At 67.1% G+C, this 26,901-nt stretch carries 25 protein-coding genes; 12 read left to right on the forward strand and 13 right to left on the reverse strand.

The features are described from left to right. Nucleotide 1: 1 nt before the first annotated feature. Nucleotides 2-529, reverse strand: a complete 528-nt coding sequence (locus HV826_RS22370) for a hypothetical protein (protein ID WP_176419041.1) — start codon at nt 527-529, stop codon at nt 2-4. A gap of 219 nt (nt 530-748) precedes the next feature. Here HV826_RS22370 and HV826_RS22375 point away from each other — a divergent pair, with 219 nt between their 5' ends. Next, nucleotides 749-3,328: a glycoside hydrolase family 15 protein gene (locus HV826_RS22375; protein ID WP_176419042.1), complete on the forward strand. Its 2,580-nt coding sequence runs from the start codon at nt 749-751 to the stop codon at nt 3,326-3,328. Between the two features lie 91 nt (nt 3,329-3,419). On the opposite strand, the gene HV826_RS22380 is transcribed toward HV826_RS22375, so the two are convergent. Further along, nucleotides 3,420-5,264: a penicillin-binding transpeptidase domain-containing protein gene (locus HV826_RS22380; RefSeq protein WP_217917088.1), complete on the reverse strand. Its 1,845-nt coding sequence runs from the start codon at nt 5,262-5,264 to the stop codon at nt 3,420-3,422. 291 nt (nt 5,265-5,555) lie between these two features. On the opposite strand from HV826_RS22380, the gene HV826_RS22385 reads away from it, so the two are divergent. The 7 genes from HV826_RS22385 to HV826_RS22415 all read left to right on the forward strand — a co-directional run bounded on the left by HV826_RS22385 (nt 5,556) and on the right by HV826_RS22415 (nt 9,630). After that, on the forward strand, nt 5,556-6,050 hold the full coding sequence (locus tag HV826_RS22385; protein WP_176419044.1) for a CinA family protein: 495 nt from the start codon (nt 5,556-5,558) through the stop codon (nt 6,048-6,050). Between the two features lie 89 nt (nt 6,051-6,139). Continuing rightward, nucleotides 6,140-6,754 (forward strand): hypothetical protein, encoded by a 615-nt coding sequence (locus HV826_RS22390; RefSeq protein ID WP_176419045.1) that lies wholly within the window; start codon nt 6,140-6,142, stop codon nt 6,752-6,754. Between the two features lie 331 nt (nt 6,755-7,085). Continuing rightward, nucleotides 7,086-7,346 carry a hypothetical protein gene (locus HV826_RS22395; protein ID WP_176419046.1) on the forward strand — a complete coding sequence of 87 codons (261 nt, stop codon included), beginning with the start codon at nt 7,086-7,088 and terminating at the stop codon, nt 7,344-7,346. A 2-nt stretch (nt 7,347-7,348) separates the two neighbouring features. Then, the gene (locus tag HV826_RS22400; protein WP_176419047.1) at nt 7,349-7,810 is read left to right on the forward strand and encodes a hypothetical protein; all 462 of its coding nucleotides are present in this window, start codon (nt 7,349-7,351) and stop codon (nt 7,808-7,810) included. A 78-nt stretch (nt 7,811-7,888) separates the two neighbouring features. Then, nucleotides 7,889-8,248: a hypothetical protein gene (locus tag HV826_RS22405; RefSeq protein WP_176419048.1), complete on the forward strand. Its 360-nt coding sequence runs from the start codon at nt 7,889-7,891 to the stop codon at nt 8,246-8,248. Nucleotides 8,249-8,263: 15 nt separating this feature from the next. Beyond that, a complete protein-coding gene (locus HV826_RS22410; RefSeq protein ID WP_176419049.1) occupies nt 8,264-8,848 on the forward strand; it encodes an imm11 family protein in 585 nt (194 codons plus the stop codon). A 17-nt stretch (nt 8,849-8,865) separates the two neighbouring features. Beyond that, nucleotides 8,866-9,630, forward strand: coding sequence for an Imm49 family immunity protein (locus tag HV826_RS22415; protein ID WP_176419050.1), 765 nt, complete (start codon nt 8,866-8,868; stop codon nt 9,628-9,630). Between the two features lie 17 nt (nt 9,631-9,647). On the opposite strand, the gene HV826_RS22420 is transcribed toward HV826_RS22415, so the two are convergent. From HV826_RS22420 to HV826_RS22470, 11 genes are all read right to left on the reverse strand, one after another. Continuing rightward, nucleotides 9,648-10,976 carry a TIGR02270 family protein gene (locus HV826_RS22420; protein WP_176419051.1) on the reverse strand — a complete coding sequence of 443 codons (1,329 nt, stop codon included), beginning with the start codon at nt 10,974-10,976 and terminating at the stop codon, nt 9,648-9,650. Between the two features lie 16 nt (nt 10,977-10,992). After that, nucleotides 10,993-11,457, reverse strand: a complete 465-nt coding sequence (locus tag HV826_RS22425; protein ID WP_163778503.1) for a DUF4150 domain-containing protein — start codon at nt 11,455-11,457, stop codon at nt 10,993-10,995. Nucleotides 11,458-11,818: 361 nt separating this feature from the next. Further along, nucleotides 11,819-12,406 (reverse strand): imm11 family protein, encoded by a 588-nt coding sequence (locus tag HV826_RS22430; protein ID WP_176419052.1) that lies wholly within the window; start codon nt 12,404-12,406, stop codon nt 11,819-11,821. 399 nt (nt 12,407-12,805) lie between these two features. Beyond that, nucleotides 12,806-13,618 carry a hypothetical protein gene (locus HV826_RS22435; protein ID WP_176419053.1) on the reverse strand — a complete coding sequence of 271 codons (813 nt, stop codon included), beginning with the start codon at nt 13,616-13,618 and terminating at the stop codon, nt 12,806-12,808. An 8-nt stretch (nt 13,619-13,626) separates the two neighbouring features. After that, nucleotides 13,627-14,223 (reverse strand): imm11 family protein, encoded by a 597-nt coding sequence (locus HV826_RS22440; RefSeq protein ID WP_176419054.1) that lies wholly within the window; start codon nt 14,221-14,223, stop codon nt 13,627-13,629. 55 nt (nt 14,224-14,278) lie between these two features. Next, nucleotides 14,279-15,250, reverse strand: coding sequence for an AHH domain-containing protein (locus HV826_RS22445; protein ID WP_176419055.1), 972 nt, complete (start codon nt 15,248-15,250; stop codon nt 14,279-14,281). Then, a complete protein-coding gene (locus HV826_RS22450; protein WP_176419056.1) occupies nt 15,237-16,454 on the reverse strand; it encodes a beta-ketoacyl synthase N-terminal-like domain-containing protein in 1,218 nt (405 codons plus the stop codon). The genes HV826_RS22445 and HV826_RS22450 overlap by 14 nt, the downstream gene beginning before the upstream one ends. Further along, nucleotides 16,451-17,767 (reverse strand): TIGR02270 family protein, encoded by a 1,317-nt coding sequence (locus tag HV826_RS22455; protein WP_176419057.1) that lies wholly within the window; start codon nt 17,765-17,767, stop codon nt 16,451-16,453. Before HV826_RS22455 ends, HV826_RS22450 begins: the two co-directional genes overlap by 4 nt. Nucleotides 17,768-17,880: 113 nt before the next feature. Next, nucleotides 17,881-18,345 (reverse strand): DUF4150 domain-containing protein, encoded by a 465-nt coding sequence (locus HV826_RS22460; protein WP_176419058.1) that lies wholly within the window; start codon nt 18,343-18,345, stop codon nt 17,881-17,883. Between the two features lie 117 nt (nt 18,346-18,462). Continuing rightward, nucleotides 18,463-19,500, reverse strand: coding sequence for a DUF2169 domain-containing protein (locus HV826_RS22465; protein WP_176419059.1), 1,038 nt, complete (start codon nt 19,498-19,500; stop codon nt 18,463-18,465). A 99-nt stretch (nt 19,501-19,599) separates the two neighbouring features. Next, entirely contained in the window at nt 19,600-20,226 is a 627-nt protein-coding gene (locus HV826_RS22470; protein ID WP_176419060.1) for a hypothetical protein, read from the reverse strand. A 173-nt stretch (nt 20,227-20,399) separates the two neighbouring features. On the opposite strand from HV826_RS22470, the gene HV826_RS22475 reads away from it, so the two are divergent. From HV826_RS22475 to HV826_RS22490, 4 genes are read left to right on the forward strand one after another with little or no spacing between them, the layout of a single operon-like run. After that, the gene (locus HV826_RS22475) at nt 20,400-23,267 is read left to right on the forward strand and encodes an FG-GAP-like repeat-containing protein (protein ID WP_176419061.1); all 2,868 of its coding nucleotides are present in this window, start codon (nt 20,400-20,402) and stop codon (nt 23,265-23,267) included. Further along, complete coding sequence (locus HV826_RS22480) at nt 23,264-24,037, forward strand: hypothetical protein (protein ID WP_176419062.1); 774 nt, start codon at nt 23,264-23,266, stop codon at nt 24,035-24,037. The genes HV826_RS22475 and HV826_RS22480 overlap by 4 nt, the downstream gene beginning before the upstream one ends. Before the next feature lie 7 nt (nt 24,038-24,044). After that, a complete protein-coding gene (locus HV826_RS22485) occupies nt 24,045-25,712 on the forward strand; it encodes a GH3 auxin-responsive promoter family protein (protein ID WP_176419063.1) in 1,668 nt (555 codons plus the stop codon). Then, on the forward strand, nt 25,709-26,890 hold the full coding sequence (locus HV826_RS22490) for an aromatic ring-hydroxylating dioxygenase subunit alpha (RefSeq protein WP_176419064.1): 1,182 nt from the start codon (nt 25,709-25,711) through the stop codon (nt 26,888-26,890). The genes HV826_RS22485 and HV826_RS22490 overlap by 4 nt, the downstream gene beginning before the upstream one ends. The last annotated feature ends 11 nt before the right edge of the window (nt 26,891-26,901 follow it).

The raw sequence follows: 26,901 nt of genomic DNA on the forward strand, positions 1-26,901 counted from the left end.
CTCAGGCCACCTGCGCGCGGGCCGTCGCGGGAGGCGCGTCGTACTCGGGCGTGAGGTCCACCACGTCGATGGTGAGCAGGTGGTAGACGATGCAGTTGCTCACCCAGAAGAACAGCGCGCTGTAGTGGACGTAGACGAGCGGCGAGCCGGGCCACACCTGGAGCGGATGGTTGAAGACGTTGGCCGCGATGTAGCCGCCCACCCACTCACCCACCCAGCACGCCGCGGCGCCAATGGCCAGCCGCGGCCAGACCTTCACGCGGCGCGGGTAGAACCAGAAGAAGTGGAGGCTCCACAAGAGCGCCACGCAGCCGGCCCACAGGATGAGGCTCCCGAAAGAGAACCAGTGGTACGGCGACCTGGGGAACACCCAGCCCCAGTCCCCATTCATCCACCGCCAGGCCACGTTCTGCGCCAGCTCCATGAACCAGAAGAGCGGGGCGACGTAGAGCACCTGCGTCAGCAGGACGCGCAGGAAGGTGCCGGAGTTCTGCCAGGTCAGCCTCGCGGGCCGGGCGAGCGAAGTCATGAGGTCCCTTGCGGCGGCGATGGGTGGTCCGGTGCCGCGTCACCAGTCAGTACGTGATGAGTCCCATTTCTTGGGAGAAGGGCGGCGACAGGTGGTTGCGCGGAGGCGCCAGAGTCCCGGTGGGAGGCGCCGTTGAAACAGCCATTTCCAGGAAGGTCAGCAAGAGAGGTGGTTTCACACCCGTTGGCCTGGGACGGGAAGGGCACCAGAATCCGCCGGATGATTGCCACCCCCCGCCTGTATCACCGACTCGGCCAGCCGCCCGCGCTGCTCCTGGCGCTGCTGTGCACCGTGGGCGCCGGCGCCCGCGCGGAGGCCCCCATCCAGCGCTCCTTCCTGCGCCTGCCTTCGTCCAACGGGCATGGCGCGGTGATGCTGGACGTGGAGCAGCGAAAGGTGACGCACTTTCGCGAGCACCTGTTCGCCACCGAGGAGCCCGTCATCGACGCGGCGGGCAATGACGTCTTCGAGAATGGCCACCCGAAGGTGATTCACTCCCGCGACCTGCTCTTCGACGCGTTCTTCGGGCTGCGCTCCGGGGGCACGCAGCGCTGGCTCAGCACGCAGGAGGCGGACCGGGACGCCAGCGGCTACGCGGCGTGGGCGCCGGAGAAGACGGGCGGAACGGGGCTGGGCGCGCTGGTGCAGCGGGTGGGGACGCTGGAGGCGACGACGTTCGTCTTCGCGCCGCAAGGCCTGCCGCACGCGTCCTTCGTGATGGCGCTGCGCGTGCGCAACACCGGCGCGGCGGCCGTCACCGGTGTGAGCGCCTTCTCGCTCCACAACTTCCACCTGGGCTTCGGTCGGCCGGGGGTGATGGCGGACCTGGAGGAGAATGGCGAGACGGTGGAGCTGAGCGGCGACGACTTCGTGGAGAAGGGCTTCGCCGGCGTGCTGGTGGCGCGGCCGTTGGGCGCGGTGGCGCGGAAGGCGGCGTGGCTGTCGGCGACGACGGGCGCGCAGAACGCCTACACGGTGGTGAATGGCGGCGGTGGGCAGGACCTGCGGGACTTCACGGCGCAGCCCTCGGCGGGGACGGGCTGGGCGACGGCGTACCAGTTCAACCTGGGGGACATCCCGGCGGGCGCGGAGCGGTGGGTGGGCGTGGCCTTCGCGCACCACGGTGACCCCGCGTCCGGGGCCACCGCGCGGCAGTGGCTGACGGAGTACGCGGGCGCGTCCGGCGCCCAGGCGCTGGTGGACGCGGAGGTGGCGCGGTGGGCGGCGTTCCAGGCGGACACGGTGAAGGTGCCGGCGGGCATGTCGGCGGACGAGGAGTCGCTGCTGCGGCACTCGGCGGTGGTGCTGCACATGGCGCAGGTGCGCTCGCGCGACGTGTACCTGCGCGAAGCGCTGTCCCGGGATGGCGAGCCGCGCCGCACGCGCTTCAAGGCGCCCGACGGGACGACGGCGACGCTGCCGGGCACGGTGCGCCACGCGGGCTACGGCGCGGTGCTGGCGAGCCTGCCGCCCGGGCAATGGACGTATGCGTGGATTCGGGACGGGGCCTACGCGGCGGCGGCCATGGCCACGCTGGGGATGCAGGCGGATGCCCGTGACGCGCTGGCCTATTACCTCAACGCGGACAGTGGCCGCTTCCAGCACTGGCGTGAGCTGGAGCCGTATTCGATGCCGCCGTACATCATCACCCTCACGCGCTACCACGGCTTCGGCGTGGAGGAGACGGACTTCAACGAGGCGGGGCCGAACCTCGAGTTCGACGGCTTCGGGCTCTTCCTCTGGGCGCTGCGGCACTACGAGCGGACGACGGGCGACACCACGCTGGTGGACCAGACCTGGCCCACGGTGTCGACGAAGGTGGGGGACGCGCTGGTGGCGCTCATCGACCCGGTGACGGGGCTCATCCGTCCGGACTCGTCCATCTGGGAGACGCACTGGAACGGGCGGCAGCGCTCCTGGACGTACACCAGCCTCACGGCGGCGCGCGGCCTGTGTGACGCGGCGGAGCTGGCGCGGCGGGTGGGAGACACGGAGCGCGCGCAGCGCTACCGGCAGGCGGGCGAGTCCTTGCGTCGGGCGATGGCGGAGCAGCTGACGGACAGCACCTTCGCGCTGGCGTCGAACCTGGAGGAGCTGAAGACGGGCCGGGGCTACTGGGACGCGGCGGTGTTCGACGCGTTCGCCTTCGAGCTGTTCGACCCGGCGGGGAAGATTGCCCAGGCCACGTACCGAGGCCTGGACCTGCGCCTGTCCTCACCGGCGGGGGCGGGCTGGCAGCGCAACGATGACCGGTATGACCACCCGGGTGGCGCGGACATGAGCCCCTGGGGCGGCGAGTACGACAGCGCGGAGTGGGTCATCGTCAGCCTGCGCGGCGCGGTTGCCAAGCGCATGGGCGGCGATGTGGCGCGTGCCGACCGCGTGCTGAAGTGGGTGACGGACCAGTCGCTGAAGAACTACCTGGCCGTGGCGGAGACGTATGACGAGCTGAACGGCACGTACAAGTACAACACGCCCATGGCGGGCTTCGGCGCGGGCGCCTATGCGCTGGCGCTGGACCACCGCGCGGCCGGAGTGAGCGACCCGGCGTGTGGCGCGTACTTCGACGAGAGCACGTTGACGAAGCAGCCGGACGCGGGCACGGGCACGCCGGACGCGGGCACGCAGCAGCCGGACGCGGGGCCGCAGACGCCCGACGCGGGCACGCCGCCGGATGACGGTGGAGGCGTGGGGGGTGGCGGTGGCGGCTGCAACGCGGCGGGACCGGGCGCGGTGGCGCTGTGGGTGGTGCTGGCCTTCGTGGGCCTGGCCGTGGCGCTGCGCCGTCGCGGAGCCTGAGCGCGGGCGGCGCGCGGTGGGCGGACCGCCGCGCGCTGTCTCGGGTATTGGCCTTCACGGGGCCTGAGCGGGGAGCGGCTCTCCGGGCGCGTTACAGGGCACTGGCGAACTTCGCGGCGATGGGCGCGGCGACGCGCCCGCCCACGCCGCCGCCTTCCACCAGGACGGCGAAGCCCACGCCCTTTCGAAAGCCGATGAACCACGCGTGCGTGGGCAGGGGCGCCACGGTGCCGAACTCGGCGGTGCCTGTCTTGCCGCCGAGCCCGGGGACCTGCCTGCCGGCCTTCCCGGAGCCCTCCGTCACGACGGCGCGCATCAGCGCGGACAGCGGCGCCCGGACGCCGTCGGAGAGCGGGCTGCTCGGTCCGCCGTCCAGTCCCTCCACGAGGTAGGGCGCGCGCCACTCGCCGGACTCCGCCGCCGCGGCGACCGAGGCCATGTGCAGGGGCGTCGCGAGCACCCGTCCCTGGCCGATGGCGGCGGCCGCCAGCTCAATGGCATCGGCGGGCGCGGGGAACGAGGCCCCGGCGGAAGTCAGGCCGGGGAAGTAGGACACATCGAAGCCGAAGCGGCGAGCCGCGGCGCCCAGCGCGTCACCGCCGAGCCCCGTCGCGAGCGTCACGAACGCGGTGTTGCACGAGTGGGCGAACACCTGTCGCAAAGTGGTGTCGCCCAGGGACTCCCCTTCGAAGTTCCGGAAGGGCTTGGTGCGCACCATCGTCATGGGTGGGCACGCGACAGGAGAGTCCACCCGCATGCCTCGGGCGAGCAGCGCCTCCGTGGTGACGACCTTGAACGTGGACCCGGGCGGATAGCGGCCGGTGAGGGCACGGTGCAGTGGCTGCGAGAGCGGCCGGCTGGCGACGGCGAGGATGGCCCCCGTGCCGCTGTCCACGGCGACGAGGGCCGCGGGGTGTGCCACGCCGTCGAGCGCGGCCTCCGCGGCGGCCTGGACCTCGCGGCGCAGCGTGGTGGACAAGGGCGCGCCCGGCTCGCCCTCGAAGTGGAAGAGGGCCTGCGTCTTGCCCCAGGGGCGCATGAGCAGGACGTCGCCGGAGGGGCTGCCCGCGAGCTGGACCTCGTAGGCCCGCTCCAGGCCGGAGAGGCCCACGAGGTCACCGGGCAGATAGGTGGGACCCATCAGGGGAAGCAGCTCGGCTGTCACCTCGCCGATGCGGCCCAGGGTGTGGGCGGCGAAGCCGTCCTCTGGGGTACGGATGCTCTTGCGGCGGAAGAAGATGCCGGGCACGGGGGCCAGCGCCGGGCGCACCTGTTGGTAGCGCTCGGGCGGGAGGTCGATGATGGGCACGAAGCGGCTCGTCGCCGTGCCCGCCGCGCTCATCGCTGCGTCGAACCGCGCGGTGCTCACGCCGACCTGGGCCTGGAGCGCCGCCGCCACGTCCGAGCGGCTCCGGACGCGGGTGGGGTCGACGCCGATGGTGATGACCTCGCCTTGCAGGGTGAGGGGTGTCCCCCGCGCGTCGAGGATGTCGGCCCGCTGTGGTGCGGTGCGGGTGCGGGAGAACAGGTCACCCTCGCGGGCTTCTGGGTGCAGCGTGGCGGGAGTCCACTGGACGCGCCAGTGGCCTTGGTGCCGGACGAAGCGCAGCGCGCCCTCCAGCTCCCATTCTCCGAGCCCGCGCAGCAGATGCACGGCGCGGTAGGTGGCCACCCGGGCGTCGCCATCGCGCTGGAAGGGCCCGAGCTCGAACTGGGAGGAGACGATGCGCAGCCCGTCGCGGAACTGCTGGTGCATCACCTCGAAGTACGCGGGCGGGTTGACGGCGGCGCGCCGCATGGCGGCGACATCTCCCGCGGCCCAGGCGTGCAGGTAGGCCTCGGCCTCGGCGACCGGGCCGGTGACGGCGGGTTCGGGGACGGGCAAAGGGGCAGGGGCCGCCGGCCTGGACGCGCAGGCCGCCAGGAACGCGGCCATCAGGGCCAGGACTCCAACCTTCCACGCTCGCCAGGACACGGGCGGAACTCTGTTGCGCACGAGCGCGGAGGGGTCAAGGAATCCGCCGCCGAGGGCACCCTGAGTGCGGCCAGGGGATGGAGGTCAACAGACTGCGCGACCGTGGACGGCGTCCCCGGCGCTGGAGCGTCCACCGGGCGCCACGGTGGACTCGGACGCGGCGCGGCGCCCGAGCGAGGACGCGGCCGGGAATGCACGGCGCGACCATCCTTGGGCGTGCAGGTTCGCCGCGGATGCGCTGGAGTGGGGCGCATGATGGAAGCAGCCCTGGAGGCCTTGGCGCGGCAGGCGCTGGAGCGGTGTCGCGCCGCGGGCGTTCGCCTGGCGTTGGTGGAGGCCTGCACGGGCGGCCTGCTGGGCGCGACGTTGACGGAGGTGCCCGGCGCCTCCGCGGTGGTCGAGCGCGGCTTCATTCCCTATTCGTACGAGTCCAAGGTGGAGCAACTCGGCGTGCCGCTGGCGTTGCTGCAAGCGCATGGCTCCGTCAGCGCGGAGGCGGTGGAGGCCATGGCCCACGGTGCCCTGGCGCGCTCCACGGCGGACTGGGTGCTGGTGGAGACAGGCATCGCGGGACCCGGAGGCGGCATGCCGCAGAAGCCCGTGGGCCTGGCCTACCTCGCGGTGCTCCAGCGGGGTGGACAGGCCACGGTGGAGCGGCACGTCTTCACTGGGGACAGAGCCGCGGTCCGGCGCGCCATCGTGGGACGGGGGCTGGCGCTGCTGGTGGAGCGGTTGGGCGCATCCTGATGGCCTCTGGGAGCGCGAATGCAATCGGGGGCAATGCGATGCCTTGAAAGCCCCCATGCTGCCGTCCGTGGGTGGCCAGGTGCCAGTGAATGGCGCACGCAATTGAGGTAGAGTTGCCCGAAGTGGCGCCGCATGTCGCCCCCTGGCTGCCCTGCAACTCAGGCGGGTTCTCATTCCTGGGGCGGACATTGATGCCCACGAGTCTTTCGGTCACCAGTCTGGGGATGCTCTCGTCGGTAGGGTACGACGTAACGACTGCGTGTGCCGCCATCCGGGCTGGTATCAGTTGCGCGCGTCCGCTGTCCTACTTCAGGGTCCTTGATGAAGAGGCCCAGGACACGGTTCCGTTGATGGGGCATCCCCTTGAGGGAATGGCCAGCGGCTTCGTGCTGCTGGGGTTCTGGGTACGGGTCGCCCGGGCGTGTCTGGATGACCTGCTGGTGTATGGCGACCTTCCGGAGATGGACGACACCTCCTTTTGGGGCCGTACCGGGTTGGTGGTGGCGTTGCCCACCTGGGATGCTCAGCGCTACCAGGAAGTTCCTCGTCCGTGGAACGACCACGACGCAATGGGGGCGCGTTTCCTGGAGCGACTGAAGCGCAGCATGTCCTGGCGCCTTGAGCCTCGATATGTGGCGGTTGTTCGCAAGGGGCATGCGGGGGGGGGCAGCGGGGCTCAGTCTTGCCCGAAGGTGGATGGATGAGGGGCTTGAGCGGGTCGTGGTGCTCGCCGTTGACTCCTACCTGGACCCATTCACCTTGGAGTGGCTGGAGTAGCGGCGCCGCCTGAAGACGAGCGAGCGTCCCGTGGGCTTGATGCCAGGAGAAGCGGGGGCTGCGGTTTTGGTGGAGTCGCGCGGCGCCGCGCAGCGCCGCGGAGCCCGAATCCACGCATCGATTCGTGGTTTCGCGACGGCCCAGGAGCCCCGGCACCTCTTTCAGGACAAGCCGAACACGGGAGAAGGGCTCGCCACGACGATTGCCACCTGCCTGGATGCCGGAGGCCGTGGCGTTCACTTCCGAGGAGACGTGGTCGTGGACCTGAATGGAGAGGAGTGGCGGGCGAAGGAGTGGGGCCACGCGCGGGTGAGGCTCTCCTCGCGGCTCGATGGCGTTGCCAAGTGGATTGTTCCGGGGACCTCCGTTGGCGACGTGGGTGCAGCCAGCGGACTGGTCGGATTGTGCGTGGCGGTCCGCTCGCTGACGCGACGCTATGCAACGGGGCCTCAGGTGCTCGTCGTCTCCAGCTCGGAATGGGGTGATGCGGGCGCGGTCCTTCTTGAAGGAGAGGTGTAGGCATGTCAGACGCATCGGAAGAGCAACACCTCAAAGATGTCGCCGCGCAGTTCCACGAGGGAGCCGCAGATACGTCGGTGGGCAAGTGCCTCAACCGGCATGTCTCTGTCTGGAAGGCGCACTCATGTTCGCATCGCTGGCAGGCCTGGCTTCACGCGTCCGATGACAAGGCGCTCTACGACTGGCCCAAGTACAAGCGCTTCGTGGACGAGAATCAGCCGATCCGCACCAACGCGAAGCAGAACTACACAACGAGCGACAAGTCTGGAAATACGACGGTCTGGCCTGTCTACCCTGCATTCTACAAGGAGTTCCTTGATGCTCCACAACCACACGATTGGGACGTAGGGCAACTGGGGAACTTCCGGCATAGCTGCGTGGTTCCCTACTACCACAACGCGCACCATATCGTTACGAACTCGGAGCTGCGAAACGCCATCAACAGGCTGACCTCGAAGTTCTAGTCGCGCGTGCCTGACGCCAACGCCTTCGTGCGTGGCGGTCTGCTGAAAGTCGGGTATAATCTCAATCACAAGATGAACATGATTGTCCTTCCAATGGACAAGGCCATCGCGGACGAGTTGGGCTTGCCTCGCCACCTGGACCAGGTGACGGATCGGGCGCATCCCATCTACTCCCATCAGGTCAAGGATGAGCTTGAGGGCATCATGGCCGATTACGCCCAGACGCTGGAATCGGTCGCCAACGCGGGACAGGACCACGTAATGCCCAACTATTCCCTCTCCAAGGCGAAGCTGGAGTCCCTCTCGAAGACCATCTACGCGAAGATCGTCTCGAACGTCCGCCCGCCAGGGTACGACGGCACGCTCAACACGGTGCTGGGGCCTCCTCGGCGGAGACCGGCCGCGCCCAGGGTGCTGGGCAAGCGCAAGGCGCAGTAGGGAATCGATTCTTCCATGAACTACTTCATGATCGAAACCTTGGGCGACACGAACGACAGTTCGCTCTGTCTGCTCGATAGCGAGCCCGAAGGCATGGGGCTGGAGAGCTATTACCTGTCCGTGGGCAAGAAGGCCGCCCCCTTCTTCCCAACGGATGCCAGACTCCATATGAGCGAGGCGTATCCAGGCATTCAAACGGGCTCTCTGATAGGGAACTTCAAGCGCTTTCTCATTGTGGATTCGAAGACTCGCGAGATATTCGCGCGACGGTGCTCGGGGATGGAGGTCGAATACCTCCCCTTCACCCTCTATAATCACAAAGGGCGCATCCATTCGCGCGACTATGGGTTCATCAATCCCATTGGTGCGTTTGACTGCCTGGACTTCCAGGAGAGCCAGATTGAGTATCTGGGCCAGGACATCGTGCGGATCGAAGAGCGAGTGCTCGACCCGCGGAAGTTGAAGCATGCGCCAGACTTGTTCCGTATTGACAGGGACACGCAGCGATATGTGGTCAGCGAGCGACTGGTAGACGCACTGGAGGCGTCAGATCCCACCAATATCCTGGTCACGGAGCTGGCGCAGTCGGGTCACCTGTGACTGTTCGCGAGAATCCCGTGACCTCGAAGTTTCTGCCGGTATTTGCCAAGAATGCACTGCTGGAGGCACATCAGGCGCTGCCTGGACTCATCGACGGTTCCGCGAAGGAAGCGGATGTCCTGGCGGTGTGCGGGCACTTCCGCCGCAGGGGCCTGTGCGAGTTGCTCTTCGAGGGAGCGCCCGAGCGCCTCCATCGGTTTCTCTTCATGAGCGGCTGCGCCTACCTGCATTTCCTTGAGCGTGCTGTACCCGCTGCGAGGCACGTCAGCAAGGCAGCTCCATTCTTCGACGCACTGGCGAGCATGGACCTGCAGAGGGCTCGGCGCATCGCGCTGGCCAGCACCGCTCCCTTCAATCCGAAGCGGGAATATGAAGAGGACTTCTTGTATGTGCAGCGCCTCATGGGGATGGTTGCTCAGCGAACGGAGCCTGCGGAGGTGCGAGCGCGCCACGCCGCCTTGTGCATGGAGACGGATGATGCCCGGTGGCATCTCGTGGAAGCGCTCCTGCACGACGATACGGCCAGGCTCAATGACGCGTTGACGCGAATGCTGCGAGAGGAGGCCTCGAGGTGGCGCAGGCTTCACGAAGAAGGCGCCGTGCGTGAGGAGGAAGCCGCTACCGAAATGCATGTGTGCATCGAGGGGCTGGCGTTGGCGTGGTTGGCCCAGCAGAGAGGCCTCGGGACGTTGTCTGACTACCCGCAGGTCCCCTCCCTGGCCCGAATCGTGCCCGACGAACGCCCGGCGGCGGAGCTCTGGATGGACCCGATGCGCTGGTAGCACCGGCCGGCTGTTCTTCAGCCCCGCAGGCCCTCGGCGAAGGGGCGGCTGTACGACGACGCCGGTGTCGCGCGTGCTTCCGTCCACGCCTGAAGTTGCGTGGACACCCAGCGGCGCGTGGGCACCTGAATGGCGCCCCGGCTGCGGAACGCCAACTCCAGGGCCAGGGCATGCCGCCTTCGCATGGGCGCCGTCGTGAGCGCCTCCAGGAGTGCCTGAGGCGTCAGTGGCTGGCCCGCGAGATACCGCTGCCTGGCGTCGAACCGGGGCCGGTTCTCCTGCCACCAGGCCGCGACCCGCTCCGCGTGAGGAACGGGCAGCGCGTCCTCGGGCTTGAGCTTGAGGTCCGCATCCAGATCCTCGGACTCCAGGGGCGCGGGCTCCTCGGGCTCTTCTTCTGGGGGCCTGACGAATGGCCCTTCGATGCGGAGTCCCGTGATGGCGCTGAAGGCCTCGCCCGCGAGCGCGGCCGTGGCCTTGTCGTGCAGCTGCTCCAAGCAGGCGTCCGCGGCCGCCAGCCGTCCAGAGAAGCCAAGCGCCCACAAGACGTCAGGCCGGCGCGGCTCCACGGAGAGCAGCCCCAGGAGGACCTTGAGGTCACGCTCGTCGCCATTCAGGGCCAGCGCGAGCAGAGGCAGCCGGCCTCCACGCCCTTGAGGCTCCGCGGCAGCCTGGCAAGTGGCCCATGCGTTCCGGTGCCCCGCCTGGAGGCCGGCGGCGATGGCGGCCTCCCGAAGCAGCGGATCATTGGACTCCAGCGCGCGTTGAATCGCGGTGGGCTCAACCGCCACCCGGCTGCGGCTGGCGGCTCGCAGCGCGGCGGCGGCGACCAGGGGATGCGGATGTGTGACGAATGGCTGGCACAGCGGAGCGTCGACAAGGCCTTGTGCGCCGAGCGTGTCCAGGGCGAGCGCCTGGAGCTCGGGGCGGGTGTCGCCCTGCTTCAACAGCGACGACAGCCCTGCGCCGAGGTCGGGCGGGCAGTTGAGTTCGAAGGCGCGTTGGAGCGGCGTGAGCGTGGGGGGCTCCGCCTCGGCAAGCGCGGCCAGGAGCGCGGCGGGCCCAGTCGGCGCATCGCTTCCAAGGAGCGCCAGGGTGGCTGCGACGATGCGCTCTGGCTCTTCGGACGTGAGCGCGGGCTCGAGCAGCCGCCGGGCAACCGGCGCTCCTCCCAGTACCAGCCCATCCACGTGGGCCGCGAGCTGTTCCTCCAGCTCCGCGACGTCGGCCAGGGTGAAATCGGGAGCGTCGAGGGCTTGCTCCCACTGGCTCCATCGGAACGCGGCCTCGTCGAGGTGCGTTTCATGGATATCCCAGCGCAACAACCGTCCATCACGTTTGGCCATGGTCGGGCTCGGAGGGTCAGACCTCTTTGTCGCAGACGAGGCACTTGGGCTTGCCTTCGCTTCCACCCATGGCGATGACAGGGCCCTGCATGACGGGGAACGGCGGCGTGTTCTTGTCGTTGTGGAGCATCAGGTCGAAGGCGCGGGCCACGTTCTTTCCTTCGAACTTCACGTCGAAGGAGAAGTTGACGAACTCCGCCTTGCCCTTCGTCTTGCCGGAGACCACGCCGCCGCCCGCGGTGCCGGCCTCGTCGCCGGTGCTCGTCTTGAAGTTGGAGTCCTTCACGCAGACCGGGTTGCCGGCCACGGAGACCTTCTTCGTGCCCTTGTCGGTGTCGGAGGACTGGGCCACGTTGGGGTAGGGGATGGGCACGGGGCCAGCCGGGCTGGGCGTCTTGCACACGTCCGGGAAGGCGACGGTGACGCCGCCGCTGTCCTTCGTCACCACGGACATCTTGTTCACACCGGTATTGACGGGCATGCCAACCACCTCCAGGGGAGCAGGATACCCCAGTGGGGCCACGCGGTGCGAGTGGCCACTTGCCCCATTGCAACGGCATGGCCTGAAGACCTCATGCGCGACTACGCCTACGTCAGCGAACTGCCCTCGACCTCACACGTCCTCGCCCAACTGCCCGTCTGGCTCTACGACGACAACCGCTGCCACCGCACTGCGGGCTGAGGGTGTCCCGGTGCTCATTCCTCAGTGGCTGCTGGCGCCCGTACATGAGAGTGCTCACGCACCTTCTCCACCATCCTCCTGACCGCCTGCTACATCAGCGGGCACGGCTCAAACAGGGTGCGCGTCAACAGCGTATCGGAGAACATGTCGGAGGATTGGCTCAGTAAATGCGGCAGCGGTCGCCCATGCCAATGTACTTCACGCCCGTGATTCCCGCTGCATCAATAACCGCACGCAGGTCGCCACGAATGAGAATGACGGAAGGCATGGATTTGAGGCGAAAGAGTTTCGCTTCGGGAGGAATCCGGTCTTCGAGGACATGAAGCCGGAACAGGCCAGAAAGAATTTCTGGCTCCAAGCCAAGCTGTTCTACATCGCTTCGCTCCAGGTCAATGCAGTCGTGCTGGTCGAGCACGTTCGCGACGAAGAAGTCCTTGGCTGCAATCCGGCCTTTGTGATTGGCGATGGAGACGGGGAGGAACTCGATGTGAGCGGCGGAATGCTCAGCGAGCAATTGCTTGAGCCGGTTGGAGACGATGGCGAACTGCACGGTGTTCGCAATGAGATCTGGGGTCACAAGCCCCTTGTTCTCCCCATCCATCTCGAGCACCACGTCCGAGGGGAACCGCTCGTCCATGCGCAAGCCGCGACTGATACGCCAGTTCGTGGCGCGGATCGATTCGGGCTCTTCGTTGATGACGCAATTCTTCGGCTCCCGAACAGTCGAAAGGATGAAGAAGGATGGCATGGGGCAGTTACCGTGAGTCGAGTAGTTCGAAAAGACTATTGAGGTGAGCGCCAGATTCCATGACGCCAACTTCCCGGATGTCCTGGCGTGTCCGATTTGAAAAGGCGTGGAGTTGTTCTCCAAGAGGAGGCAGGGGTTTTGGATGTTCCGCACGCTCCTCCGCGGCTGGGTACAACACCGCGCACCGCCACTGCGCCATCCGATTCGTCACACCTGACGACAGGCTCTTCGGCCGCGAGCACGCGCTGCTGGCTCGACGCTGCGAGGCATGCCAACACGCAAAAGAACATCATCCCGAGCACTGGAGTCGCGATGCTCGCAACTGGACGCCGGTGTGCCTCGTCCGTCTCGGCCTCCCTCCAAACCTCACCCCGGCTGTGCAGGGGATGACGCCCACCGCTATGACGGCAGCGCTTCGGTCGGTGTCTTCCATGCGTCCGGAGACAATGGTAGTTTGGATACGGGCAGCCGGGCAAATCTAGGGATGTTGGGGTACTCCCGCTGAGTGGCGAGTCCGTCCAACTCCGCCAACCTCAACAGCGCGAAGCCATTCATGAAGAGCGCGCCATCCGTGCGTCTTGCCTCCTCTGGATAGGCACCCTTTTCCTTGAACTGCCGACCACGTTCCTCGATGACGGCAATCAGGGCATCATGAAACCCGTCTGCGTCATGCTTCAGGAGCATCTGACAGGCTTCAAGATACGGCGCATGTTCGCCGCCAACCACCTGTTCCCAGCGCGCAAGGAGGGGATGCAGGTCATGCTCCTCGCGCGCGTGGAGATGCAACAGGCGCTTGTGCATGAAGCGATGCAACAAGAAGTCGTCTTCGTATTCCCACTGAGGATCGTGACGGTCAGGCATCAGCCGAGCCAGAGTCACCGCCAGGTCAAGCTGGCCTGCCGTTATGGCATCGACAAATGAGAAGTTCTTGCTCGCGCACATTGTGAGTGGATGGAAAGTACGCCCAGCTACCGTGAGCCGCATCGCGACGAGGCGCACGAGGGCAGACTTGCAGAGGAGGACCTGGAAGCGATCGCTCCGAAGTTCGGCAAGGAGTTCGCAGAGCGCCAGCCGGTGGTACATCAGCGCGGCGACATCATAGGCCTTCCCGGAGCGCTCGGCCACACCCTGTATAGCAATGCTCCTCAATGCGTCAGTCAGCGCGGAATGTGCATTCAAGCGAATGGTTTCCAAGTCCATGGTCCGGTTCACACGCAGCTCTACAGGAGCTGGTAGCGCTCCCCCATGGCGACGTATCGAATGCCGGTGATGCCCTCTCGCTCAAGGACTACGCGGAGATCATCGCGAATGATGAGTGCTCGGGGGAAGACGTTGACCCGGAACAGCTTCGCGTTGGAGGGAACCTTGGTTGAGTCGAGAGCGAGTTGGGACAAGGCCTCGAACTGGCCAGGAGAGATGATGGACTTCTCTCCCCGGGTCTTCGCTGTATCTACACACTCGTGAGTGCCAATGACATTGACAATGAAGCAAGCCTCTGCCGCCACCCGTCCCTTGTGGTTGTAGAGCGAGAACGGAAGGAATTCGATTTCCACGCCGGCCTCTTTCTCAAGCAACGACTTGAGCTTGGCGGAGACCATGGGGAGCAGGAGGGTGTTGGGGATGTAGTCGGGGATACCCAGACCACCATCCCTGGACATCTTGAGGCGTACCCCATAAGTGTATTCATTGTCCATTCGAACGCCCTTGGTGGCCATCCAGAACTTCTTGTCCAAGGGCCTGGGCAGTTCGTCGATGAGGCAACTCTCGTCGCTCTCGATTTCAGTGACGATGAAATACTGATAGGTGGCTTCGATCATGACAGGCTACGGTATGTTTGGAGAAAGAGAGCTTTAAGAGGAGGGGGACTGACAGCTAGATTGAGGCGGCACTGCTTGACTTGGGGCTCCATACATCATCCAGTGTGTTGGACGCCTCCAAATCAAGCCCCAGGCGGATTCCCTCCTTGCGCAAGTCCTTGCGAAGCTGCTTGGAATGTTGCTCCAATTGAGACTTCCATGGCTTGTTCTTGGTCTCGGACATTTCGGGGTGCCCGTCGGGTTTCGATTGTTGTTCAGCCGCACCGCTTCTGACGGAGTTGATGCGCTTCTTGACCTTCTTGCTGAAGCCCGGATGGCTGTTTGTATGAGCAGGGAGGAGGTATATTTTTCCGTATTCGCGCTGGGTCGGAAGAATGATGGTGTTGATTCCCTTGTTGATGTTGTATTTGAGCTGTTGAAGCAGGCTCATGTCCTCTTTGAAGGACTGGTAGAGTACGTCTGTCGGAATGATGTGGTGAGCCTCATGCGCCCAGGGTTTCGTGCTGGCGGACCAGAAGTTGGCGCCAGACATAGCCATGTCCCAGGCCCCTGGAGTGAGGATGGGGTTGTTCTTGGCTGCTTTCCTGTTGAGGTTGATGACCTTGGCTTGCGTCTCAATCCTTTTACGAGCGCGCCCGCCGCTGCGGTCGAAGCTGAGATTGTACCAACTGCTGTCGTTGGCGACGTGATACTTGATGGCGTTTTCTTTGTGGTTGTGCCCCGCATACAAACAGCGTGGACGAAAGTCGGGCGGCTTCCGATATACCCAGATGCATCGTGTGACGCAGCCGTTGTCCTCACCAGGCTGATGGCTGTCCTTGGTGCTGAGCTTCGACAGGTGCCGTTCCTTTTCCTTTGTTTCGGCTGACGACTCTGCTTTCGAGGCCGCGTTCTCCAGTTTCTCTGAATCCGGAGCCTGGTTGGCTGTTTTTCGAGCCTCTTCGGCTTTGCTCTTGGCCTGGTTCGCGGCTGCGGCCTTCTTTTGGTACTGCTCAAAGGCTTGACGCTGAGCTTCACGCATGTCCATGGTATGGCCTTGTCCGATTGACCGGAGTTGATGGGGCCCCGACGAACATGGCGCCGCGGGCTTCATCGTCTCCTAGGAGCATTACGATCGCACTGTGGCTGGGAGCGTAGCCGCGGACGAAGCCGCGAACAGCAAGACATATGGACGCAGCGCCGGTCGCTACTCCTATTTCTCCAAAGGAAGCGGGCGGAAACCACTGCCAGGATTCTTCGGGGAGGATGGTTCCTCTCAATCGTACGAGCGCGGTGCCAAAGTCCCGAGCCCGGAACTCGTCACCATTGATATTGACGATGATGAGTCCTGGGCGTCTCTGCTCCAATCGGAAGCATTCTTCCGTGGCGGTTGCTAGCGCGATGCCTTGGGGAGGGACGCCCGAAAAGCGGTCAAAATCTTCCGCGGCCATCGCGGATGAACCCAGAAACCCCTCGATTCGCGCTCCCCGGAGTCGAGCGGCATCCATGCGTTCCAGCAAGATGAATGACGCGGCCTCTCCTGGGAAGAACCCGGAGGGCTTCTCCTCTGTTCTGAGGAGTCCCAGCGTGTGAGCGTCTGCCAATGCGCTGCCATGCACGTATGAGTCGATACCTCCTACGATGCATCGGTCGATTTTACGAGAGCGGAGCAGGTTGACGGCTTGCTCAACGGCTCGCGCGAAAACAGCGGGGCCACCATGGAAAGTGGTGCGCAGTTCGAACGGGATGTCCAGTCCGTTCCATTGGAGTAATGCTGGAACCAGACTTTGCTCCAGCTTGGATTGGAACAGCTTTTGGCGCTCGAAATGTGCCCGAAGGGCTTCTTTCGCGACGTCCTCTGCTGCAGGACCTTGTCCGAGGAGTTCGAACTGACATTGTGAGGTCGAATAGAAGTGGCCAGGGAGGCACAGGAAGAACCCCATGCGAGCATGCGACGCCTGCTTCAGCCCTGAGTAGCGAATCAAGTCGTCCAGCGCCGCGTCCCCAAGTCGTGCCAGACGCGCGACGCCGTCAAAACCATCTGTGAGGCCTCGGACAGAGTGCCCCTTCAGTGGAATGCTCTCCAACGTATCGAGATCCGGCTCCTCAATGTCGAGCTGTGTCCACTGGGTTACGCCCGCGCGTGCTGATGCACAGCTTGCCACCACGTCGATTCCGAGCGACGACGTCAGCCCCAGCCCTGTGATGGCAATGGCGGCAGGGGAATGCGACTGAAGGTCACGCGCTATCATGAAAAAAGCCCCTCGGCCAAGGGACGCGAGGTGAGCGTGGGCGGGGCCTCTCGTAGCGAGGTCAGTCCGATGAACTGGCGACGGGTGAATGCCTGGGTCTGGAGCTGAAATGCACCCTGACTGCGGAGCGTTGCTTCCAGTGCCAAGACATGTCGCCTTCGCATCGGTTCTGCCCACAATCCCTGCAGGAAGGCAGCAGGCGTCCATGGCTGCCCTCGAAGATATCGTACGGCCGGATTGAATTGCTTCTGATTCTTGGCCCACCATCCACGGATGTCGTCTGTGGATGGTCGAGGGAGGCCAGTTCCAGGAGGGCGATGGATGGTTGGCGCAGTTCCATTTCCCTCATCCGAGGCTTCGTCTTCGCTCTCAGCCTTGTCCTCGACAAATGGCTTGGCCAGAACCAGCCCTGTGATGGCGGAGAATGCTTCCGCTGCCAGGGGGGCGACGTTGTCATCGTCGAGATACTTCAAGCAGGTCTCTGCTGCGGTCACATACCCGTTGAACCCCAATGCCCAGACTGCATCCGCACGCGATTGAGGCTCGTCGGCCAAGGGGCTGAGAAGGGTTGACCCGCTTGGGCCTGCTCCTAGTGAGAGCAGCAGGAGCGGCAGTGTCTGGCCTGGGTGCCGAGCGACGACCATGTCGCGGCAGATTCTCCAGGTTTCTGTATGGCCGGAAAGAAGGGCGGCTATCAGGGCTGCGTCACGTGTCTGCGGCTCATGTGATGAAATGGCCTGCTTCAGCAACGGCCACTCGATGCGTGTCCGAAGACGTGTTGCTGCCTGCAATGCGGCTGTTGCTACGGACGTTTCTTTCGCTGTAACCCAACGAGCTAGTGGCGCGGGAGGGGCTATCAAGTGTGTACCCATCGCGCTCAGGGCGAGAGCCTGAAGAGGGGGAGCCTTGTCCAGAAGAGATGGCAGCCAGGCGGGGAGTGTCTGTGGCTCTAGTACTTCAAGTGCACGCCGGACTGCCTCAAGGGCGGTGGGCGTGGCATTTTCGACGAGAGTCAGGACCGCATCTGCGCTTTTGCTCCAGTCTCCGCCAAGGAGCGTGAAGACAGCAGTGGAAAGACGTTCGGGTTCGTCCGACGCCAGCGCGGGCTCGAGAAGCCGGATGGCCACGCGTTCACCTCCAAGGACGAGTGCGTCCAATCTCGCCAGGAGTTGTTCTTCGGCTTCAGCGGCTTCCAATAGAAGTTGGTCAGAGGCAGTGAGAGTCCGTTCCCATTGTCCCCATTGGAAGGCGGCCTCATCAAGGTGCTCCTCGTACCGGCCCCAGTTCAGGATGATGTCTGTTCGGAGGTGCATGGGTTCGTGATGCCTTCGACGGCGGTGCTGGAGTCCTGGCCGCTTGGCATCAGCTTTGCCCCGGAAGGGCAGGTGCCCCTGCGGCGGTCTTCCTTGGCCGAGCTGTAATAGGCCTACAGGTCCTTGTCGCACACCGCGCATTTGGGAGCCTCATCGCTCTTCCCCATCGCGATGACAGGACCTTGCATGACGGGGAACGGCGGCGTGTTCTTGTCGTTGTGGAGCATCAGGTCGAAGGCGCGGGCCACGTTCTTTCCTTCGAACTTCACGTCGAAGGAGAAGTTGACGAACTCCGCCTTGCCCTTCGTCTTGCCGGAGACCACGCCGCCGCCCGCGGTGCCGGCCTCGTCGCCGGTGCTCGTCTTGAAGTTGGAGTCCTTCACGCAGACCGGGTTGCCGGCCACGGAGACCTTCTTCGTGCCCTTGTCGGTGTCGGAGGACTGGGCCACGTTGGGGTAGGGGATGGGCACGGGGCCAGCCGGGCTGGGCGTCTTGCACACGTCCGGGAAGGCGACGGTGACGCCGCCGCTGTCCTTCGTCACCACGGACATCTTGTTCACACCGGTATTGACGGGCATGCCAACCACCTCCAGGGGAGCAGAGTACCCCGGCAGGGGCCACGCGGTGCGAGTCGAGCAGCCGCGCAGCCGGAGCGCGGCTGCGCTGCTGGATACATGCCCCTACACTGGCTCCGCTCAGGCCGCCTTGGGCGCGCTCACACCCTGGGCGGTGACCTTCAGGCCCCGCACCTCGTGGAGACCCTCTCCCAAGGCAACGTGTCCACGCCAGAGGAGCGTCACCTGCTCTTCGTCGGTGTCCAGGGTCACGGTGTCCAGGTGCATGGGGGGTGTCGCGTCCTCGCCGCCCGCGAGCGCCACGGTGACGACCGGCGCGGACTGGCCGGGGAGCGCGAAGGACAGGCGCCCCTTGGGCGAGACGCCGGCGATGATGACCGGCTCGTCCCCCTTCAGGTAGCCAGGGGCGATGAGGCCCGGCGCGGCGGCGTTGAAGAATCGCCGGTCGAAGTCCTTCGGCAGCATGGGCTTGCGCGTCTTGCTCCAGGCCTCGTCGTAGGTGCCGCCGTACCTGGCGCGAGGTTGCCAGTGCGGGGAGATGAAGCCGAAGCCAGCGGGCACCACCTTCTGGCCGAAATCACGCAGGGGCTCCGTGGCGGGGTCCTCCAGGTTGGGCAGCTTCAGTCCCTCCTCGAAGTGGCGAGGACTGGCGCGGAAGCCCACGCCCACGGGGTTGCGCGCCTCGAAGGAGGGCTTCGCGGCGTCCGTCCTGTCCCAGCCGCCGAAGGCGCGCTCCCACGTGAGCGGGATTTTGTCGAAGGGGAGCGGCCTGGTGGCGGTGACGTGCCCCATGCTCTTGAACCAGGTCCGCTCGCCCACGACGCGCACGGCCTTCTTCAGTGGCCCGACCTGAAGCGCCACCAGCGCCTCCGTGGCGCCTTTCTGGGGCGGGTAGGCATGGCCAATCAGCGCCACGTCCGTGGCAAGCTTGATGAAGGCGCTCTCGGGTTCGTGTTTGTCGCTGGACTCGCCGGGCTTGCCCCAGGACTCACCGCTCCACGTCACGGGCACCTGCTCGTCCGCGAGCTTCAGCCCGGAGGGCCCGATGGCATATGTGGCCTTCACGACGAGCAGCAGCAGAGGACTCCCGTCCTCGTCGGCGAGGCCCATCATGTCGAAGGCGAAGGGGGTCTCGTTCTCAAGGGTGGGGTGTCCCATGGCTTTTCGAATCGGCGGGCAGGAGGTCCGGCAGCGCCAGCGCGGAGGCGCAGTGTAGCAGTCATGCCTCGGGTTGTTCCGCGCGTGCCGTCACTTCGCCTACCACGCCCCCACCACCAGCAGGCCGGCCAGCCCCGCGTAGAGGGGCACGTTGAGCGCCAGGGTCAGCCGGTTGATGCGGCGGAACCGGGTCTGCGCTTCGTCCGCGAACCAGATGCCGTCCTCGCCCGTGGTGCGGCCCTCCACGGCGTGGAAGAACAGGGCCGCGTAGGCGACCTCGACAATCAGGCTCACGAGCACCAGGCCCAGGAAGGCCAGGGCCCACAGGTCCTCGGGGCCGAGCACGCCCAGCCACCGCGCCCGGCCCCAGTACAGGCCTCCGAGCACCAGCGCGATGCACGCGACGTCGTGGGCCACGCCATATGGGGGCCGCCAGCGCTTCATGCCGTAGAGCAGGTACAGCTCCGCCACGCCTCGCAGCCACATGAAGGCGGCGAACGCGCCAAGCACGCCTCGCGCCTCCTCCGGCACCGCCGCGTCCAGCGCCACCAGCGGGCACGCGAGGAACCACAAGAACACCGCGTAGAAGAGCCACGCCAGCTTGGGGCCGGAGATGCGTCCGCCTCGCGAGCCCTTCACGTTCTGCGCGTGGCGGAACGCGCCCGCCGCCACGATGCAGACAGCGGCCAGGATGGCGAGGAGGGCTCGGGTGTGCGGAGAGGGCATCGGAAGGTGCGCGCTGGAGGACCTGCGCCCGGAGTTTGCAACGCCCTGGGCATGGCATGGATGCACGGACAGGAGGGGCTCATGCAAGCCCCTGACCTGAATGGACAGCGCGCGCTCCACGGGGCACGCTCCGCACGCGCGCGGCGACGCGCCTTGGTGGGAGGCGGGCTTCGATGAGCGTTGGTCCCGGGGTGAGCCCGGCTGCACAGGTGTACATCCCGCTGCACACGGCGCCCCGCGTCGAGCGCTGGGGCTGGGTCTGGCCTCGCTGGAACGACCCGCGCCTGCCCTTCGCCTTTTTGCTGACGCTCTACGGTGTGCTCGGCTTCACCTTCTTCGGCTTCAACCGCAACCCGTGGCAGATGGCCACCATCGTGGTGACGGGCAGCGTGCTGGACGTCGCGCTGGGCTGGGGGCTGAAGCGGCAGAAGGTCGTGCCCCTGAGCGCGTACATCTCCTGCTGCTCGCTGGCGCTGCTGCTCAACTACTCGCATTCGAGCTGGCTGCTCCTCCTGCCGGTGTGGATCGCCATCGGCTCGAAGTACGTGCTCACCTTCCAGGGCCGCCACGTCTTCAACCCGTCGATGTTCGGCGTGGCCATGTCGCTGCTCTTCACCCGGGAGCTCATCACCGCCGCGCCCGCCTACCAGTGGGCCAACGGCGAGGTGGCCCTCTCCGCCTTCATCCTCATGGCGGCGCTCGTGCTCTTCTTCTTCCGGGTGGGGCGCGGGTGGCTGGTGGTCAGCTTCCTCGGCTTCTATGCGCTCCAGACGGCGCTGCGCGCCTACGTGCTCCGGCATCACCTGCCGCCAGAGGTCCTCTTCCTCGGCACGCTGGGTGCGCCGTCGTTCTTCATCTTCGTCTTCTACATGCTCACCGACCCGGCCACGTCTCCGGGCACGCGGCGCGGGCAGATACTGCTGGCGCTGGCGGTGACGCTGGTGGACCTGGTGCTGCACTTCAAGGAGAGCGTCTACACGTTCTTCTATGCGGCCCTCACGTGCGCCGCGGTCCGCTTCCTGTTCGTCCACGCGCGCGCCGCCTGGCAGCGCGGAGGGCGCGAGTCACTGCGCACGCTGGTGTCCTCCGGTTGGCTGAAGCGCGCCGCGGTGGTGGGCGGGCTGGGTGGCCTCATGGTGGGTGGCTACACCCTGGCCGCCACGCCCGGAGTCCGGACCCCGCCGCTGGACTTCCGCATGGAGCGCGTGGATGCGCGCGCCGCGGGGCTCGGCTCCACCATGGGCAACACGCTCGAGGAACTGGACCCTCGGCTGGAGCACGTCGCGAAGTGGCTGGTGGCGGTGGGGGATGCCGTCGCCGTGGGGGACTACGATGGGGATGGCCGGCCGGACCTGTTCCTCACGCACCCGCTGGCGCGGCCCGAGGACCACGCGGTCCTCTATCGCAACCTGGGCGACCTGCGCTTCGAGCGGGTGCCCGTGCCCGCGCTGGAGCGCTTCACCACGCGCTACAGGGAAGAGGGGCTGCCGGGCGGCGGCACCTTCGTGGACTGGGATGGCGACGGCGACCTGGACCTCGCCGTGGCGGTGGCCTTCGGGCCCGTCCGGCTGCTGCGCAACACGCTGCGGGAGACGGGCACCGCGGGCTTCGAGGACGTGACGGAGGCCGCGGGCGTGGCGGACCACGCGGTGAGCCTGGGCCTCACCTTCCTCGACTATGACCGGGATGGGCACCTGGACCTGTTCGTCCTCAACGTGATGACCACGCACCTGCCGGGCTACGCGCCTCCGGTGCCGCTCAACCTTTTCCGTCTGCCCGAGCCCGAGCACGCTGAAGACCGCCGCATGTTCCGCTTCATGCATGACGGCTGGCACAACGCGGCCAACGGCGGGCTCAACGCGCTCTACCGGGGCCGGGGTGACGGCACCTTCGAGAAGGTGGACATCGCAGCCATGGGCATGCCGCAGACGCACTGGTCGCTGGCGGTGAGCACGGTGGACTTCAACCGCGACGGGTGGACGGACCTGTACGTGGCCAACGACTTCGGACCGGACGACGTCTACCTCAACGAGGGCGGCACGCACTTCCGCCGCGTCGCGGGCCGGCTCTTCGGTGAGATTGGGAAGGACACGTACAAGGGCATGAACGCCTCCGTGGCGGACTTCGACCGCAATGGCTGGTTGGACCTGTACGTCTCCAACGTCCACCACTCGCTCCAGGCGGAGGGCAGCCTGCTGTGGATGGTAGGCCCCGGGAAGGACGCCTTCACGCCAGCGTTCCGGGACGAGGCCACCTTCCGCGGCGCGCTCAACGAGCGGCGCTTCGGGTGGGGCGCGGCGGCGGGAGACCTGGACAACGATGGCTGGCCAGACCTGGTGCAGGCCAATGGCATGGTGGATGACCGCCTGGACGCGGCGCGGTGGCGCATCCCCGACGGCCAGCGCAAGGACTACTGGTACGTCAACCACAAGCTGATGCAGTCCGGCCCGGAGGTCCACACGTTCGCGGACAAGTGGGGCGACATCCGGGGCCGCACCATCTACCCGAATGAAGCGCGCCGCGCGTATCTCAACCTGGGTGACGCGAAGCCCGGCCACTTCGTGGACCTGGCGCGCGAGCTGGGGCTGGACGACCCGGACAACTCGCGAGGCGTGCTCCTGTCGGACCTGGATGGGGACGGCGACCTGGACGCGCTCATCACCAACCAGCACGGGCCGGTGTCGCTGTATCGCAACACGCTGCGCTCGGAGGGGCGCCAGGGTGCGCGCTTCGTGGGGCTCACGTTGGTGGGCCACGGGGGACGCACGCACCGGAGCGCGGTGGGCACCCGGGTGGTCGTCACCTACGAGGAGGCGGGGAAGCAGGTGGAGCAGGTGCGGGAGGTGGGCTTGATGGGCGGCTTCTCCGCGTCGGCGGACGCCCGGCTGCACTTCGGGCTGGGCCGGTACTCGGGGCCCGTGACGGCGCGGGTGCACTGGTACGGAGGGGACGTGCAGGAGGTGTCGCTGACGCCGGACCGCACGCAGGAGCTTCGGCAGCCTCCTGACGCGGAGGTGTTGCAGGGGCGTGCCCGGCCATGATGTCGCCGCTCAAGGGCTCGACGGTGCGGCGTGAAGCGCTCACGGACGCGCAGCGTGGGCGGATGCTGGCGCTGATGCAGCGCTGCTACACGGGCGTGTCGCCGGAGCGGTTCGCGGAGGACCTGGAGGCCAAGCAGTACGTCATCCTCCTCCACACGCGGCGAGGTGGGGAGCTGGTGGGCTTCAGCACGCTGCGCGTCGCCGAGGAGCTCGCGGGCGGGCAGCGGGTGGAGGTGGTGTATTCGGGCGACACGGTCATCCACCCCGACTGGTGGGGACACAAGGTGTTGCAGGTGTGCTTCGGGCGCTTCGTGTTGTCGCGCAAGCTCCGTCATCCCCTTCGGCCGGTGCACTGGCTGCTGTTGAGCGCCGGCTTCAAGACGTACCTGCTCGCGGTGAACTACTTCCCCAGGACGATGCCTCGGCGGGACTGGACGCCGCCGCCTGGCCGCGCCGACTTCCTGCGCGCGCTGGCCGCCCGCTGGTTCGGCGCGCAGTACGACGCGGCGCGGGGCACGCTTCGCTTCCAGGGCGCGCACTATCGCGTGCGGGATGGCGTCGCGCCCATCGACCGCGCGGCGGCCCAGCACCCCGACATCGCCTTCTTCGCCGAGCGCAACCCGCGTCATGGCGAGGGCGAGGAGCTGGTGTGCCTGGTGGAGATTCGCTGGTGGGACCTCTTCCTGGCGCTGGGGCGGAGCGTGTCCGGGCAGCTTCGGGGCTGGGCCCGGCGCGGGTTGAGATACGCGGGCGCCCGCGTGAGGACGTGAGGCCGGCGTGAGCGCTTCCTCCTTGCCGCTGGAGGGGCTGCGGGCCGTGCTCGCTCCCTCCGCGCTGCGCTTCCACCGGGCCTTGCGCCACCCCGAGGCCGCGCAGGCGGAGTGTCTGCGGCGGGTGCTCTGTTCGGCCGCGGGAAGCGTGCAGGCGGCGCGCCTCCCTGGCTTCCACCGCATCCGCGCCGCCCGTGACTTCCAGGACGCCGTGCCATGGGTGACACCGGACGCGCTGGCTCCGGACGTGGAGCGCATCGCCGCGGGCGAGGCCCGTGTGCTCACGCGTGAGCCGGTGCTGCGCTTCGAGCTCTCTGGCGGCTCCTCGGGCGCCAGCAAGCGGGTGCCCATGACGCGCGGCCTCCTGGCCGAGTTCCAGCGCGCCCTGGCCCCCATGCTCTTCGAGTTGCTCCACCGCCGGCCCGCGCTGCGCGAGGGCGCCAGCTACTGGTCCATCTCCCCGCTGGCGCGAAGGCAGGTCCGCACGGCGGGCGGCATTCCCGTGGGCAGCGCGGAGGACAGCGCCTACTTCTCGCGCGTGCTGCGCCCCTTGCTGTCGCGCATCTTCGCGGTGCCTGGGGACGTGGGGGCTCTTCCGGACGTGGAGTCCTGCCGCTACGTGACGCTCTGGCACCTTGTCGCGCGCGAGGACCTGGCGCTCCTCAGCGTGTGGAACCCCAGCTTCCTCACGCTCCTCATGGACGCGTTGGAGCGGCACGGGGAGCGACTGGCAGATGACCTGTCGCGAGGGCGCTGTCGGCCGCCTTCGTCCGGCGCCGCACCCGATGAAGCCGCGCTGCGGACGGTGTTGGCTCGGATGCGCTTCTCTCCGCGCCCGGAGCGGGCCTCGCTGCTGCGCGAGGTGCTGCGTGGTGACGGGAGCGCCCGCGCGCTGTGGCCTCGGCTGTCGCTGCTCAGCATGTGGACGGACGCACAGGCCGCTCACGCGCTCCCCGCCGCGTGTCGCCGCTTCCCAGGCGTGGAGGTGCAGGGCAAGGGACTGCTGGCCACCGAGGGCGTCGTCACCGTGCCCCTCTTCGATGCGCCCGCTCCCGTGCTCGCGGTGCGCAGCCACTTCTTCGAGTTCATCGACGGCGAGCACCCCACCGCGCGGCCTCGCCTCGCGCACGAGCTGGAGCGGGGCCGCACGTACACGGTGCTGTTGTCCACCTCGGGCGGCCTGCTGCGCTACCGCCTGGGCGACCTGGTCCGCGTGGAGGGCTTCCAGCACGCGACGCCCTGCCTGCGCTTTGTCGGCCGGGCGGATGCCGTCAGCGATTTGGTGGGCGAGAAGCTCGCCGCCACGCGCGCGGGGGCCGTGCTGGATGCCGTGCTTCCGGATTTCTTTGACGGCGCGCGGCCCGGCTTCGCCATGCTGGCGCCCGAGTGGAGTCCGGCGCCAGCCTACGTCTTGTTCCTGGAGACGGGCGCCCCCGCCTCTCGGCTCACCGCCGCCGCGGAGGCCGTGGAGCACGCCCTCTGTGAGGGACACCACTATCGCTACGCGCGGGAGCTGGGGCAGCTCGGCCCGGTGCGCGCCGTGCGCGTGGAGGACGGGGCGCGCCGCTACGAGGCCCGCTGCGTCGCGCTGGGCCAGCGCGCGGGCGACATCAAGCCCGTGGACCTGCACCGCCTGACGGGCTGGTCGGACCATTTCTCCGGAGTTGCTCCATGAGACCGCCGCTGCGCCTGCATCCGCGCGACACCTCGCCCGCCCCCAACGTGGACCTGGCGGCCGAAGCCGACCTCACGCGCTGTGGCGCGCTGAAGGACTTCTGGTACGTCGCGTGTCTCTCCACCGAGCTGAAGCCCGGCCAGCCCCTGGCGCGGACCCTCTTCGGCACGGGCGTGGTCCTCTTCCGTGACGCGCACGGGCAGCCCACCGCGCTCCGGGACCGGTGCCTGCACCGCAACGCGCGGCTGTCCCGGGGTGCGGTCTTCGACGGCCGCATCGGCTGCCCGTATCACGGCTGGGTCTACGACGCGTCGGGCGCCGTGGTGGAAGTCCCCTCGTTGGGGCCCTCGCAGCGAAGCGAGTTGCTCGACGCCAACGCCTGCGCGCGGGAAGGGCTGGCGACGGAGCCCTGCGCGCTGGGGCGCCTGACGCGCTTCCCTACAGTGGAGCAGGACGGCCTCGTCTTCGTCTACATGGGTGGCGCCGAGCCCGCGCGGGCCGCGCCGTTCCGCGTGCCTTGCTGGGGCCAGGCGGGGTGGACGGTCTACTTCATGGTGACGCGCTTCCCGAACGGGGTGACGAACCTCGTCGAGAACTTCATGGACGTGCCGCACACGCTCTTCGTGCATCCAGGTTGGTTCCGCAGGCCCGCCAGCAAGCGGGTGCCGGCCACGGTGCGGCGCACGGCGGGCAGCGTGTTGGTGACGTACAAGCAGGCCCAGGACACCGTCACGGGCCTGGGCAGGCTCTTCAACCCGCGCGGGCTGCCGCTGCTCCACACGGACAAGTTCTACGTCCCCAACGTCACGCGCGTGGACTACCTGTGGGGCGAGCACGGCTTCGTCATCAACTCGCAGTGCACGCCCATCGGGCCCACGGACAGCCTCGTCTATACGGCCATCAGCTACCGGTTGCCGGTGGATGTCCCCGGCGCGCTGGTGGGGCGCGCCATGATGCCGCTGGTGCGGTGGTACACGCGGCAGGTCATCCGGCAGGACGTGGCCATCATGGACATCCAGCGCGAGGCCCTGCTGGACGGCCCAGGCGGCGGCGTCTACTCCGGCACGGAGGCGGACCTGCACCACGCCGACATCGAGGCGTATCGCCGCTGGCTGCGGGAGGGCGGCCAGGGCCCGGGGCCCGAGGACACCGAGCGCGACATGGCCTTCTGGATTTGAGGCCGCCGCCG

It is taken from the genome of Myxococcus sp. AM010 (assembly GCF_013372585.1).
Classification (GTDB): Bacteria; Myxococcota; Myxococcia; order Myxococcales; family Myxococcaceae; genus Myxococcus; species Myxococcus vastator.